This window comes from Endozoicomonas sp. GU-1, assembly GCF_027366395.1.
In the GTDB taxonomy this organism is placed as follows: Bacteria; Pseudomonadota; Gammaproteobacteria; order Pseudomonadales; family Endozoicomonadaceae; genus Endozoicomonas.
The window spans coordinates 441,481-455,194 of record NZ_CP114771.1 but is presented as its reverse complement, the minus strand read 5'-3'; the positions used below and the strand labels follow the sequence as shown (position 1 = coordinate 455,194).

General features: G+C 49.4%; 12 protein-coding genes. 9 read left to right on the top strand and 3 right to left on the bottom strand.

Annotated features, from left to right (window positions below; all coding sequences use genetic code 11):
- Positions 1-202: 202 nt before the first annotated feature.
- Complete coding sequence (locus O3276_RS02085; protein WP_269674147.1) at positions 203-940, top strand: hypothetical protein; 738 nt, start codon at positions 203-205, stop codon at positions 938-940.
- A 104-nt stretch (positions 941-1,044) separates the two neighbouring features.
- On the opposite strand, the gene htpG is transcribed toward O3276_RS02085, so the two are convergent.
- Positions 1,045-2,964 (bottom strand): molecular chaperone HtpG, encoded by a 1,920-nt coding sequence (gene htpG / locus O3276_RS02080; RefSeq protein ID WP_269674146.1) that lies wholly within the window; start codon positions 2,962-2,964, stop codon positions 1,045-1,047.
- A gap of 271 nt (positions 2,965-3,235) precedes the next feature.
- Here htpG and O3276_RS02075 point away from each other — a divergent pair, with 271 nt between their 5' ends.
- From O3276_RS02075 to O3276_RS02060, 4 genes are all read left to right on the top strand, one after another.
- The gene (locus O3276_RS02075; RefSeq protein ID WP_269674145.1) at positions 3,236-3,652 is read left to right on the top strand and encodes a hypothetical protein; all 417 of its coding nucleotides are present in this window, start codon (positions 3,236-3,238) and stop codon (positions 3,650-3,652) included.
- 23 nt (positions 3,653-3,675) lie between these two features.
- Positions 3,676-4,443: a class II glutamine amidotransferase gene (locus tag O3276_RS02070; RefSeq protein ID WP_269674144.1), complete on the top strand. Its 768-nt coding sequence runs from the start codon at positions 3,676-3,678 to the stop codon at positions 4,441-4,443.
- 247 nt (positions 4,444-4,690) lie between these two features.
- Positions 4,691-5,404 (top strand): hypothetical protein, encoded by a 714-nt coding sequence (locus O3276_RS02065; RefSeq protein ID WP_269674143.1) that lies wholly within the window; start codon positions 4,691-4,693, stop codon positions 5,402-5,404.
- Between the two features lie 60 nt (positions 5,405-5,464).
- Positions 5,465-8,305, top strand: coding sequence for an ankyrin repeat domain-containing protein (locus O3276_RS02060; protein WP_269674142.1), 2,841 nt, complete (start codon positions 5,465-5,467; stop codon positions 8,303-8,305).
- 147 nt (positions 8,306-8,452) lie between these two features.
- On the opposite strand, the gene O3276_RS02055 is transcribed toward O3276_RS02060, so the two are convergent.
- Entirely contained in the window at positions 8,453-8,713 is a 261-nt protein-coding gene (locus tag O3276_RS02055) for a hypothetical protein (RefSeq protein WP_269674141.1), read from the bottom strand.
- Positions 8,714-8,830: 117 nt separating this feature from the next.
- Positions 8,831-9,235, bottom strand: coding sequence for a hypothetical protein (locus O3276_RS02050; RefSeq protein WP_269674140.1), 405 nt, complete (start codon positions 9,233-9,235; stop codon positions 8,831-8,833).
- A 193-nt stretch (positions 9,236-9,428) separates the two neighbouring features.
- Between O3276_RS02050 and O3276_RS02045 the strand changes: the two genes are divergently transcribed.
- From O3276_RS02045 to O3276_RS25380, 4 genes are all read left to right on the top strand, one after another.
- The gene (locus O3276_RS02045; RefSeq protein WP_269674139.1) at positions 9,429-11,588 is read left to right on the top strand and encodes an ankyrin repeat domain-containing protein; all 2,160 of its coding nucleotides are present in this window, start codon (positions 9,429-9,431) and stop codon (positions 11,586-11,588) included.
- A gap of 177 nt (positions 11,589-11,765) precedes the next feature.
- Positions 11,766-12,998: an ankyrin repeat domain-containing protein gene (locus tag O3276_RS02040; RefSeq protein ID WP_269674138.1), complete on the top strand. Its 1,233-nt coding sequence runs from the start codon at positions 11,766-11,768 to the stop codon at positions 12,996-12,998.
- Positions 12,985-13,155, top strand: coding sequence for an ankyrin repeat domain-containing protein (locus O3276_RS25620; protein WP_442876557.1), 171 nt, complete (start codon positions 12,985-12,987; stop codon positions 13,153-13,155). The genes O3276_RS02040 and O3276_RS25620 overlap by 14 nt, the downstream gene beginning before the upstream one ends.
- A complete protein-coding gene (locus tag O3276_RS25380) occupies positions 13,107-13,373 on the top strand; it encodes an ankyrin repeat domain-containing protein (protein WP_269677209.1) in 267 nt (88 codons plus the stop codon). The genes O3276_RS25620 and O3276_RS25380 overlap by 49 nt, the downstream gene beginning before the upstream one ends.
- The last annotated feature ends 341 nt before the right edge of the window (positions 13,374-13,714 follow it).

The following is a 13,714-nucleotide window of genomic DNA, read 5'->3' as shown; positions in this document are numbered from 1 at the left end:
GCTGGAAATTTACCGGATCCGCCCCCAAGGCAGGAAGTGTAACAGCACTGGGCTCAGGGCATTAGCAAGAAGTTAATTCTGATGTTTCCGGGCCAGGATATCTATCGTAAATCACCTTCTTATCCAAAAGTTTTATTTATATAATCATTAAAAAGACAATAATTAAATGAATTAGAAATTGGCGCAATAAAAACAACCAACCATGGAAGAGCTTAAGTACTCGAACGGAGAAGTTGCCATGATAACTGCATCGAAAATAGCCCAGGCTTTACATATTGCGAATAATTCAGAAAATGAAAATTCTAATAAACCTGAAACAGGAAGCTTTAAGAATCATTTAATAACTTGTTGTGCAGAAACTACTTATATGCCTGCCAGTTCAAATATTTCCGAACTCGGCAGTGACTCACGAACGTATAAAAGCATGTCGAATATTGCACTTTCTGTCAAAAAACCAGCAACCCCTCCCGCTGCACCGCCGCCGCCACCAATAATGAAACAACCTGACACATGGGCGCAAATCAAACGCAACATCAGTGCTGAACAAAAGGGAAAGAATAAAAAACATGAAAAATCAAATAAAGAATTTATAGAAGAATTGTTTGAGAGACTGAAAGAACGCAGAAAAGAAACAGAAGGAACGGAAAGAGTCCTGGAGTCCAAACCACGAAAGCCGGAATCCCAGCCCGTGGAACCTGTCAGGGTTGCACCAAAGCAAATTGAAACGGTTCCTGTGGGTCCGGGTATAATTCCTCCCCCTCCACCTCTTCCTGCTGTTTTATCGGGTAAGAAGGTGATGAAAAACGACAAAAAACCGCCAATAGCACCAAAACCAGTGGTTAAGGGATCTAAATTATCCCCACCTCAACAATTTCAAATGTCTCAGCATGTACTCGAAAGTATCAAGTTGAAGAGGACTGGGAGGAATTTGGAATCTTGACAATTCAGGCAGAGATGACCCATTAAAATTGTTAATATGTCATCCGTTTGATAGCAAAAAGGCGAAGTCATCACTTCGCCTTTTTGCTGTTTAACCCACTATTTTCAGACAGCCATTTCCAGCAACAGCTTGTTAAGACGCTGAACATAAGCCGCCGGATCGTCCAGTTGACCACCCGCCGCCAGGCTGGCCTGATCAAATACCACCCGGGTCAGGTCGGCAAAGCGATCTTCATCCGCTTCTTTATCCAGTCGGCCAATCAATGGGTGTTCCGGGTTAATCTCAAAGATCGGTTTGGATTCTGGCATGCTCTGGCCGGCAGCTTCCATAATGCGGCGCATCTGCATCCCCATATCGTTCTGCCCAACCACCAGACAGGCTGGAGAGTCCGTCAAACGATGGGTCACCCGAACCGATTCGACATCAGCACCCAGCACATCACTGATGCGCTTGACCAGATCTTCATTCTCTTTAGCCGCCTCTTCCTGGGCCTGCTTCTCTTCTTCGGAGTCCAGCTTACCCAGATCGAGATCACCACGGCCAATATCCACGAACGCTTTGCCGTCAAACTCAAACAGGTGGGACATCAGCCACTCATCGACGCGGTCAGAAAGCAGCAGAACTTCCAGCCCTTTCTTGCGGAATACCTCCAGATGTGGGCTGTTGGCCGCCGCTTTGGGCGTCTCTGCGGTAATGTAGTAGATCTTGTCCTGACCTTCCTGCATCCGGGAAACATAGCCTTCCAGAGATTGATCCTGCTCAATTCCCTGGCTCTCAGTGGATGAGAAGCGCAGAAGTTTGGCAATACGCTCACGGTTGGCATAGTCTTCCGCTGGCCCTTCTTTGAGCACCTGGCCAAACTCTTGCCAGAAACTGGCGTATTGTTCAGGCTCTTTCTTAGCCAGTTTCTCCAGCATATCCAGCACACGTTTGGTCAGCGCGGTTTTCATGCTGTCAACGGCCGGGTCTTTCTGCAGGATCTCCCGGGAAACGTTCAGGGACAGATCGTTAGAGTCCACCACACCCTTGATAAAGCGCAGGTACATGGGCAGGAATTCCTCTGCCTGATCCATGATAAAGACACGCTGAACGTAGAGTTTCAACCCTTTCTGCATATCGCGGTTATACAGGTCAAAGGGAGCTTTGGCAGGAATATAAAGCAAGCTGTTGTATTCCAGCTTGCCTTCTACCCGGTTGTGGCTCCACTTCAGCGGGTCGGTATGGTCATGACTGATGTGTTTGTAAAACTCTTTATACTCTTCATCAGAGATGTCGCTGCGGGAACGGGTCCACAGGGCTTTCGCCGTATTCACCGTTTCCCACTCGGGCGCTTTGTCTTTGTCTTTCTCTTCTTCGTTTTCTTCCTCTGTCGCTGGCATCTCTTCCTTGCGCATCAGGATTGGCATGGAGATATGGTCAGAGTATTTGCGGATGATATTACGCAGGCGCCAGCCATCCGCATACTCTTCAGCCTCAGGCTTCAGGTGCAGAATAATGGTGGTACCCCGTTTGTCCTTCGTTATGGGCTCAACGGTAAACTCACCGGAACCATCAGACACCCAGCGCACGGCTTCTTCTGTGTCTACCTTGCGGGTTTCAACGGTCACTTTGTCTGCAACAATAAATGCGGAATAGAAACCGACACCAAACTGACCGATCAGCTGAGAATCTTTCTTCTGGTCACCGGTCAGTGTTTTCAGGAAGTCCGAAGTACCGGATTTGGCGATGGTACCCAGATGGGTAATCACATCGTCACGGTTCATGCCAATGCCATTATCGGCGATGGTGACGGTGTTGGCGTCCTTATCGTAATCCACCCTGACGTCAAGATTTGGGTCACTTTCCAGCAACTCACTGTTCTTGAGTGCCAGGTAACGCAGCTTGTCTGCGGCATCGGAAGCGTTGGAAATCAGCTCCCGTAAAAAAATCTCCCGATTAGAATAGAGAGAGTGAATCATCAGGTGCAGAAGCTGTTTCACTTCAGTCTGAAAGCCCAGCGTTTCTTTTTTCGTTTCGACTGCCATTAGAACCTCAATTCCGGTTGATCAACACATTGAGTATTTTGATAGTCAGGAGATATGGGCAGTGGTGGAGATTTCAACCCTCTTTCGGTCTTAGTTGATTAAATTTCATTTTATCATCAGCGGCTGTTTTCATATGGTGGTTAATTGATGCAAAATGCTCCTTGTCGGTTATTTGGTTAACTACCTACCAGCGCCACCTCCTGACAACACCAAAGGATGGCGGTAAATAACATTAACCGCCATTGGTTCAATGGCGGTTGTTGGAGAGTCAATGACGGAATTGCAGTATTTTTGGGGCTGGGCAGTTTACCTGGCAGGAGCTTTCGGCTGCCTGCTGAGCCTGTGGTTTATTGTTGGTAGTTGGCATCCGCGGCTAAAGCGGCCTCTGATGCTGGCTTTTGCTGTGCTGTTTTTCCTGCCCGGTACTGTTCACCCCGAGCAGAGCTATCTTGGCCCGGCCTTCCTTATCAGTCTTTATGATGGCCTTAGCCTGGGAGTTGACACCATGTGGCGAACGGGTCGGACTGTGGCAATTGCCGCAGGTGTTGCAGCGATTGCAGGCGTGTTATTACCGGTCGGCAAGGCAAAAAAAGCAGTTTCTGACAAAAAGCAAAAGCCCCGCACAAGCCACGCTCAACATCAACGCAAAGAACCCGCCCTGGGCCCTGCTTCAAACCAGAAATCCTGAACTTAACCGCGATTTATCAACTAATGTGTGAACTTCTTGGAATGAGCGCCAACACGCCTACGGATATTGTGTTCAGCTTCCGTGGCCTGATGCAGCGCGGGGGCAAAACCGGCCCCCACAGTGATGGCTGGGGAATCGCGTTCTATGAAGGCAAAGGGTTACGGGAATTCCGTGACCCCAACCCAAGCTGTGATTCTGAAATTGCCAACCTGGTCTGCCGCTACCCGATCAAAAGCACCATCGTGGTCAGTCATATCCGCCAGGCAAACGCAGGCAGAATTGCCCTGGAAAACACCCACCCTTTTACCCGGGAACTCTGGGGCAGACACTGGACCTTTGCTCACAACGGCCAATTGAAAGGCATCAGGAAATTCCCCCTGAAACACTACTTGCCGGTGGGAACCACGGACAGTGAGTACGCTTTTTGCTGGATCATGGACCAGGTGCGTGAGCGCTTCCCCAAACCACCCAAAAGGGTAAGTACACTGCAACGTTTCATCCGCCAGCTCTGTGACGAACTGCGTGGGCTGGGTGTTTTTAATATGTTGCTGACCGACTCCCGCTATCTCTATTGCTACTGCAGTACCCGGTTGCACTGGATAACCCGCAGAGCGCCGTTTAATCAGGCCAGTCTCAAAGATGACGACATTACGGTAGATTTTGCCAGGGAAACCACAGAAAACGACATCGTTTCTATAATAGCCACTGACCCGTTAACCATTAATGAGACCTGGCAGCCAATTCAGCCCGGCGACATGGTGGTTTTTGATAATGGCGAACTTGCTGCCTGAGTAAAAAAATCTGCATAACTGAAAACCAGTCCTCAACAAGCAATTACACTTAGCAGGTCTCTATCCAGTTCCGCGACTTATAGGTTAGCCCAGGGGGATAATGATGAGTACACCGATCAGCAGACCTGCGTATGATATAAACACCGGCCAACTTGATGACAGTCGGCATCAAGCCCCAAAAACACGAAGTTCAAAAAATTCTCTGTTCCATGGCAGAAATACCAGAGAGCTTCTTGAACCGGTTAACATGTCAACGTTCAGAGTAGAAGATGAAACCGTAGATCCTGGCCATGCATTGATTAATGACCGAACTTTTGCCGCAAGAAAAGAACACGTTGCCTCCCTTTCCTGCTTAACCTCAACCCAGTCAAAAATGGCGGATGATAAAAGTGCTGTGCGCCAGAATCGGCTGACTGCAACTCTCCCGGGTCCATCATCTTCATCCCGGCAGGATAATCGGGATGCCTACATTATCAATATGCACACCTTAAGGCCGGAAAACGACGCATTATCTCGTGACGGCGCAGAACCTGCCTGCCTGAAACATAATAACTGGTGGGAACGCAATAAAAAGTGGAATAGCACCTTTATCCTCAGCACGCTGGCCACCGCAACAACAGTGACCGCTTCGCTGATTTCAGACATAACCCGCGATGACGATCAGGCACTTTTCCAGCGATCAGGGTCCGTCGTCGTCTGCTGGGCCATGTTGGTGACATTTATTACCCTGAGAAAAAGAAGTGAAAAACTGCCAAGCCGTGAGCTGATGATTGAAGCACCCAACCATAAATTACCCCGGGAAGGGGACGTGAAATTAAAGGACCTTGCTGAACAGATCGGCAATGCCAGCATCACCGAAAGGAAAGTAAAAAGAACAGCCAGTGAGTGCGACTGGGTGATCCTGCTGGCAAGTATCATCGGTACCCTGATTTGGGGGTACGGAGATTTAATAGCCAAGTAAACACAACGATTTATCTGACCAAAAGTAATAAAAACTCATAATACCCTGGATAATCGATATATGATTCCACCATGCCAGCCAGTTTATTCAGATAGATCATCTGCCTCTGCGAATCATGGGAAACTGGAGTCCCCTGCCCCGTCTCATATCGCTAATCCCGATACCGTGGTTGCAGTAAATTCTCGTATTAGTGTTGGTACCAGCCATTGCCCAGTAACAGAGCGCCCTCTCATCACAACCGCCACTCTTGAGCGAACTGTCCGGAAATTACCCTGTGTTGAACATCCCATTACGGCGGCCTTTGAGCGGGCCATTGAGGGAAAAAATCCGGAACAGTTACTGCGTCTGGTTGCCCGGCATCCGTCGCTTATTGAGCAGTATCCGGCCTGTCTTTTGTTGGCAGACGAAGAAGGCAAGACACTGGTTCATCGGATGGGAGCGTCAGATTATACCCTGTTGCTCCGTAAAGCGCTCAACACTGAGCAAGGTAAACATGCATTGTGTACAAAAGATCATAATGGCGACACGGTATTACACCATGCAGCACGGGCTAAAACATCCGGAAGTCTTGATGTGATCATTGCCTCCGGTGCCGGTGCACAATCTTTGCTCGAACAAAATAAAGAAGGATTGTTACCGCTGCATATCGCTGTTCTACGGGGGTACATCAGCAGCAGCATCAAGATGATGAACTGTGTACCAGAAACCTTGATAACCATGGATAACAGTCATAAAACGCCGCTGCACTGCCTGGAATTTACCCAGGCGTCAGAGCGGGCGCAGCTGGCATTTCTCAAAGTTGCCATAGAGAAGCCCTGTGTCCGTGAGAGACTGAATCACCTACTGTTCTTTCTCAATTTACACAGCACCGATGCCCAATGTGAAAAAAGAATCCAACAGTTAAGAACATCGGTTTTGCCAGCCTTCAGGCCTGTTATTGCTTATAGGCCGAATAAAGAAACAGCCATCTCAAAAACAGGTTCCGGGACATTCCGGTTCTCACCTGTCGGGGAGCTGTTTGCCCCTCTATGGAACTGTCCTGAAGTAACTGCCACACTTCCGATGTTGGCCAGCAAAGAAAAAACCTTGCCACAGAGTCACGGAGAAACGGAGAAAAGAAAAAATCTTTGCCTCTGTGACTCCGTGTCTGCGGGGCAAAAAGCGGAAGTTACTCAGGAACAACTCCTATTTGCCCAAAAAGACAATCCTTCGGGCAGTGCATTCATTCAGGCCATGGATTTATCGTCGACGGTTTCATCCGCTAGCCGGGCATTACGCCATAGGGCAAAACAGGTGCTTCAGGGGCTTGTAGAGGTGGGGGTGTATGGCACCTTTTTCTGCATGAAGAGGGAGCAAGAGCACAGTTTTATCGCTCTGGGTGATGAAAATGTCAGCGTACAACTGGTCAACCAGCTGGTTGGATTGGGCGCTCCAAAAATTCAACTGCGATTATCGCCCCCATGGCATCAACCCACCGCTACCCGGCAATGGGGAGCAACCGGTCAATCAGACAATAATGCCGACCCGGAATCTGCTGAAGGGCTGAAAACAGAACGATTAAAGCGGGTGGAACTCAATAAGCTGGCGCTGTTATTGCCCGGCTTTGATCCTGACAGACGCCTCCCGCAATGTTTCCGTACGGGGCAAAGTACACTATCCATCGTACAGTGCGATGATGGAGTACCAGAACCTGCTGTGGTGTTTTCATTTCTGGATCTGCCCGAAAAACACCAGCAACACACTGTCCATTGCGATCATTACATGGTGGTAAAACCCTACCGATTTGACAGTACATCACCGGATGGTCGGGTGTTGTACACTGATTTTGATGGTTTGAACCTGCGAAAAATCCCCCTGCACCTGCCTCCCAACAGCCTGCTTCCGGAGCCTGGCACCATCAGAACTTTTACATGCGACCGGGATGAACGACAGTGGATCAGAGAAGCCTTGAATGCCTCACCCATAAACAGTCCCTTACAGGCGAAAACCCTGGGCAGAATCTGTACTTTGTGCCGGCAAGGGCATATCCATTTGAGTGTCATTTATGGGTTGAAGCATCAGGACGTTATACCCAGAAGAGAACAGCTGCTAGGTCGATGGATCGATGCCTTGCAAAAAGTCACCCAAGAGAGCAAACCCACGCTGATTTTGACGGGTAAATCCCAGATACCCAACGAATTGCCTGAGAACCTGGGCATGGCCAAAACACTGGTGATTATTGATGCTGAGTCGGAAGAGGCTGAGGCACAGCTGGGACAGTTCAGCAAACATAAAGCCGTTGCCATCTGTTTGCTGCCAGACCTGCCAAAACCGGTGTTTCATCATCTGATCACGGCTTCCGATCTGCCTGCATTGACCGAGGGAGCCAATACCACATCCTTTCTTTTGCAAACAGGCCACCCCTATTTGTCTACCCTGCCTGATGGTGAAACCCCGATTCCACAGGATATGGGGTATCCCCTTGAGGCGCTGAAAATTGAGGCTCTTTCCTATAAACTCAGGATAAACGAAACGGAACAGCAGCTTTTGCAAGCGGTCTATTCACTGATTTGCCACGGGCATTATCAGGAGGCGATGGACTATCTGAATGACCATAAAACAGCCCTGGCCGACTTGCGATTTATCAATGACCAACAGCATCAGGCCGTTTCTGCCGTCACCGTCCGGAGCCTGCTGAACAAAGGGGTGCAAAAGCGCCTCGGCACCCTGGAAAGGATGGCACTACTGGCGGCAACTAACCCCTCAGTGGATGCATTGGTTGAATATATTCATGATTGCCTGGACGGCTCATCCATTGTCACCCATCATTTGGCCCTGCAACGTATGCATGTGGGGCATGATTTTAACAATGCACTGATCGCCACGTTAGTGAAATTTGCCCGGATAAAACAGGTGCTTTGATCAATGTTTTTTGTCCTGCACCTGGCCTGCTCAACCACAATAGCAATGGCTTTACGCTTAAATTCCGGAGAATAATTCTTACGCTGCTTTGTCACTTTCTACCTCGTTATCAATGGTACTATTGTGCTTAATGAGGTGCCCAAGTCATTAAACAACTTCATTAGCTGAATGGCATGACTGAAGATAACGTGCTCTGGCGATCACAGCCTGCTCTCTAGCTTCTTCCTTGTTGGAGGTTCGTATTTTGATTCTTTGGTAGATCTTTTTATAGATCTTTTGTCCCTCGACGTAAGCGGGATCTTTGCGAAGCTCCCTTTGGCGCTCTCTTTTGCGCTCGGCAAGTGAAGAACGGCCATCAACATTAACTTCTGCCTGGGTTGTCTGGTTATCACGTGTAGCCTGGTGCATGTATAACGGATTAACAACAGCAACTGGCCGTAAATCTTGTGAACTATGAATTCCGGCAGGAAGATTAGTTAACTGTAAACCTGAACTTGTATGATTCGCTGGTGTTTGCTCTCTAATTTAAAGCTCATCCCACGATATTAGCTGCTGAAAGGGAGTACCTGGTGTTGGTAATAATGGATTTTTAACGTGTTCATAATCATCCTGGTAAGGAACATATTCATCAAGAATGGATTGTGGTATCTCTTGAATATCTGCTCCAGAAGCGTTTTCTGCATCGAAGTTTGTCAGAGATTCGATATTATATTTAATTAATGAATTAGAATGATCAGCTTCATTTTGATATGTATCTGGTCCGCTATTGTAAATAGAAACAGGGTTCAGCACTCGAACCGGTATGCCTTGATAAACAGCCTGTTGTTCGGTGGCACCAAATTGCCGTTCTTGATCTACTAAACCTAATGCGCTGGACCAAAGATAAAAAAAAGAAGCATCATATGAAGGAAATTGATTGGCTTGATACATCGAATTATTGAATTGTTGAATTACAGCTTAAGACTACGCCTTCTTGTAAAAGTTCCTCTCTTTCACAACTCATTCTTTATTTATCAGTCACTTTTTTAATAGATTAGTTCCATATAAAAATAATTGTCCGGGGGATAAAAAAGGGGAAATAAATGTCCAACGGTTCTGTTAAAACTGAATTGGGATCAAAAAAATGTATGGTGCAGTTTCCAGTCCTGATGGTCAGGGTGCATTCATCGGCACATCCACCGACAAAAAGCCTTATGACCTTGATGCCACCGATAAGTCGTCAGCTCCTGTTCTTCCTGTCTTGCCAAAAGAGACGTCCCCTGCCCACAGCCCTGCCTCCGCCACTGCCTTGATAGAAAGAACCATCGCACCATCAGGGCATCAAAGCCTTCAGCCCCTGCCGGAAAACTGGCAATGGCAATTGGTGTCTGGAATTTTGAACGGAGAAATTGATGCCATTTCAGCATTGCTTCATCAGAGTGTCGATGTGAATTGCGACCTCTCCAGCCAGCTTGCGACATTGGATCAACAACCTGTCAACATTAGCGGGGTAGAGCCCTCAATTGCCGCCCAACTGGCCAGGGTTTTTAAGCAAGAATCGCAATACACCCCACTCCGGCTGGCCGCAACAACTGGCAATCCTGAATTGGTAAAGCTTCTGCTGTCTTCGGGGGCACATCTTGAGTGCAGTAACCCTCTCCATGCACCACTGACAGGAGCTGCAGCTGCCGGGCATCGGGAGATAGTCCAGATTCTGCTGGAACATCATGCCGACATACAGGCTGGCAGCACCACAGGTGTCAATTCGCCACTGTACTGGGCCATTAAAGGTGACCATCAGGATCTGGTGGCGTTTCTGGAACAGAACGGTGCCCGTTTGCAAATCGGTTGCCCGGGCAGGAGTGCCCCGATTCACCATGCCGCCAAAGTAGGATCCTCCAGAGTCGTGGAGTATCTGCTCAATCGGGGCGAGGACATTGATAACCAGAGTACCGGGCAGCATACCCCGGTTTATGCCGCGGCATTCAACGGCCATTTTGAGCTGGTCAGGTTACTGCTTGAGCGAGGCGCAAACAATAGCCATGGTGAAACCGGTGAAAATACCCTGATCTGGGCAGCCTGTTGCAGCGGTAACCTGCAAACGGTCAAATATCTGCTTGACCAGGGGGCGGACATCAACGCCGGTTGCGGGGACTTCGACGCCATCAACAGTAATACCTGCCCCTGGAAAAAAACCTCCCCTATTGAGGCTGCTGCCTATTCTGGCAGTTGGCAACTGGTGGAGTACCTGCTTGAGCGTTATAAGCTGAGAATTGATGCTCCCGGCCTTGGCACCGCCCTATTACGCCACGCTGCTGAGGGAGGCAAGGTGGTGATGATGGATTACATTGCCAGCAGGACAACCATCAACATTGATGAGAAGGGTTACTATTCCCCGATCTCTTCCGCAGCCCGCAGCGGCTCCATCGCAGCGGTGGCGTGGCTACTGGACAAGGGCGCAGACATTCACGCCCACTGCCGAGGCCATCAATCCCCAATATGCCAGGCCTGCGCCCGGGGGCACTTTGAACTGGCCAAATCCCTGGACAGCAAGGGCGCAAGACTTCAAGGTACTGGGTGGGGTTCGCCACTCTATTGGGCGGCCAGCGCTGGCAGTATGGATATCGTGGCATACCTGCTTGACAGGGGCGTCAATGTTAATGCCAACGATAGCGGGCGCACTACGCCTGTCGTTGAAGCCGCAGCGCAAGGGCACCTTCGGCTGGTCAAATATCTGGTACATAAATCCGCAATCATTGAAGCAGACCTTTTGCTCAATGTCGCCGCAAACGGAGGTCATTGCCCCGTATTGGAGTACCTGTTTGAAAATAAGGCGATAATGCAGCATATCAAGCCGTCACACATCTCTATGGCACTCACTGAAGCGACCTGTCGAGGCCAACTGAACGCAATAAAGTACCTGCTCGGCGCATTCAAGACCCATTTCAGTGCTAACCCCAGGCCTGACATCTCCGACCTTCTCTGGTTAGCGGCACAAAGAGGCACTATTGATGTGGTGAAGTATTTTGTTGAGCAGGGGGCTGACGTTAATGTGGAATGCCAGAGTCTTGGCAGCGCACTCTGGACTGCATCAGAGTCTGGTCGTCTGGATACCGTCATGTACCTGTGTCAACAGGGTGCCAACATTCACTACTCCAACCCGGCTGAAAATGCGGACGTACTTTCCATTGCCAGGCAAGGGAACCATCAGGAGGTGGTTCAATTCCTGCAACAACAGCTTGCAGCAGCAGTTCCTGCCGGAAGCCCGGAGGCGCTTATCCTTGATGAGTCAAAAAATGAGTGAAATGAAAGTTTGGGCTAATGAAGCCAAAAAGTTTCCCTATCTTTACTGCTAAGGAATCAGTCACTTTTTTGATACATTAGCCCGGATATTTCATATAAAAATAATTGTCCGTAGAGGGATAAAAAAGGGCAGATAAATGTCAAATAGGTTTATAAAAACTGAATTAGGATCAAAAAAATGTATGGTGCAGTTTCCAGTCCTGATGGCCAGAGTACATTCACCGGCATATCCACCGGCAAAAAGCCTTCTGGCCTTGATGCCACTGATAAGTCATCGGCCCCGGTTCTTCCTGCCTTGCCAAAAGAGGCTGCCCCTGCCCACAACAGCCCTGTCGCCGCTACCGCCCTGATAGACCGAACCATCGCGCCATCAGGGCAGCATACCCCTCCGCCCCTGCCGGAAGACTGGCAATGGCAATTGATGTCTGGAATTTTGCATGGAGAAATTAACGCCATTTCAGCATTGCTTCAACAGGGTGCCGATGTTAATTGCAACCTCTCCAGCCAGATTGCGACATTGGATCAGCAACCAGTCAACATTAGCGGGTTAGACCCCTCTGTTGCCGCCCTACTGCCCATGGCTGTTGAGAAAGGATCGTGGTACACCCCAATCTGGCTGGCCGCATTGGTTGGCAATCTTGAAGTAGTAAAGTTTCTGCTGTCTTCGGGGTCACACCTTGAGGCCAGTAACCCTCTCCATGCACCTTTGTCAGTAGCAACCGCTGCCGGGCGTCGGGAGATAATCAAGTTTCTGTTGGCACATCATGCCAACATACAGGCTGGCAGCACCACAGGCGTCAATTCGCCACTGTACTGGGCCATTAATGGTGGCCACCAGGATCTGGTAGCGCTTCTGGAAATGAACGGTGCCTATCTGCAAATCGCTTGCCCGGGCAGGGATGCCCCGATTCACCATGCCGCCAAAATGGGGTTTTCCAGAATCGTAGAGTATCTGCTCAATCGGGGCGAGGACATTGATAACCAGAGTACCGGGCAACATACCCCGGTTTATGCCGCAGCAATCTGCGGCCATTTTGAGCTGGTCAGGTTACTGCTTGAGCGAGGTGCAAACAATAGCCATGGCGAAACCGGTGCCAAAACCCTGATCTGGGCTGCCTGCCGCAGCGGCAACCTGCAAACGGTCAAATATCTGCTTGACCAGGGAGCGGACATCAATGCCGGCGGCCCGGACATCAACGCCATCACCCGGAAAGGACACCACCCCATCGAGGCTGCGGCCTATTCTGGCAGTTGCAAACTGCTGGAGTACTTGCTTGAGCGTTATAAGCTGAGAATTGATGCTCCTGACCTTGGCACCACCCTATTTCGCCGCGCTGCTGAGGGTGGTAAAAAGGTGATGATGGATTACATTGCCAGAAGGGCAACCATCAACATTGATGAGGAAGGTTAATTCCCCGATCTCTTCTGCAGCACGCAGTGGCTCCATAGAAGCAGTAGAGTGGCTACTGGACAAGGGCGCAGACATTCACGCCCACTGCATGGGCCAGGAAACCCCATTGTGTCAGGCCTGCGGCCGGGGGCACTTGGAACTGGTCAAATCTTCATAGCAACGAGGAGTGGTTTCGGTGACATCGTGAAATACCTGCTGGTCAAAGGTGCAGATGTTAATGCCTACAGTAGTGGGCGCACTACGCCTGTCGTTGAGGCCGCAGCGCAAGGGAACCTTGGACTGGTCAAACATCTGGTACATAAATCCGCAACAATTGAAGCAGACCATTCAAAGCTGGGGGTCAGGTCTTTCTTCTTAAAAAGCTGGGGGTCATAAAAAGCTGGGGGTCAGGTCTTTCTTCTTAAAAAGCTGGGGGTCAGGTCTTTCTTCTTAACGCAAACCCAGGGAAGCCGAAACTGGCTTAGGTCTTTCTTTTGAATGGATTCAAGCTTCAAGACCTAATGGAATGGTCCGCTCCACTCCCAAAACCGCTTCAAATGAGCCAAGATAGAATGAGTTTTGCGGAACATCATTTGAAACGCGCTACCCCCAGTTTGCCTTTCGGACTATCCTGGAAAGCCACAAACACAGTTTCCGGCGAGGCCAGCAGGGCAAAAATGGGGGGCCTATTTCCTGTCCTGTTTCTGCTTGGGTGTCCTATTTCCTGCGCAGGTTAA

Excerpts from the sequence above, each read along its gene's own strand:
- O3276_RS02085 (WP_269674147.1), top strand. The coding sequence starts at position 203 with ATGGAAGAGCTTAAGTACTCGAACGGAGAAGTTGCCATGATAACTGCA.
- htpG (WP_269674146.1), bottom strand. The coding sequence starts at position 2,964 with ATGGCAGTCGAAACGAAAAAAGAAACGCTGGGCTTTCAGACTGAAGTG.
- O3276_RS25620 (WP_442876557.1), top strand. The coding sequence starts at position 12,985 with ATGAGGAAGGTTAATTCCCCGATCTCTTCTGCAGCACGCAGTGGCTCC.
- O3276_RS02045 (WP_269674139.1), top strand. The coding sequence starts at position 9,429 with ATGTATGGTGCAGTTTCCAGTCCTGATGGTCAGGGTGCATTCATCGGC.
- O3276_RS02070 (WP_269674144.1), top strand. The coding sequence starts at position 3,676 with ATGTGTGAACTTCTTGGAATGAGCGCCAACACGCCTACGGATATTGTG.
- O3276_RS02055 (WP_269674141.1), bottom strand. The coding sequence starts at position 8,713 with ATGCACCAGGCTACACGTGATAACCAGACAACCCAGGCAGAAGTTAAT.
- O3276_RS02040 (WP_269674138.1), top strand. The coding sequence starts at position 11,766 with ATGTATGGTGCAGTTTCCAGTCCTGATGGCCAGAGTACATTCACCGGC.
- O3276_RS02065 (WP_269674143.1), top strand. The coding sequence starts at position 4,691 with ATGTCAACGTTCAGAGTAGAAGATGAAACCGTAGATCCTGGCCATGCA.
- O3276_RS02060 (WP_269674142.1), top strand. The coding sequence starts at position 5,465 with ATGATTCCACCATGCCAGCCAGTTTATTCAGATAGATCATCTGCCTCT.
- O3276_RS02075 (WP_269674145.1), top strand. The coding sequence starts at position 3,236 with ATGACGGAATTGCAGTATTTTTGGGGCTGGGCAGTTTACCTGGCAGGA.
- O3276_RS02050 (WP_269674140.1), bottom strand. The coding sequence starts at position 9,235 with ATGTATCAAGCCAATCAATTTCCTTCATATGATGCTTCTTTTTTTTAT.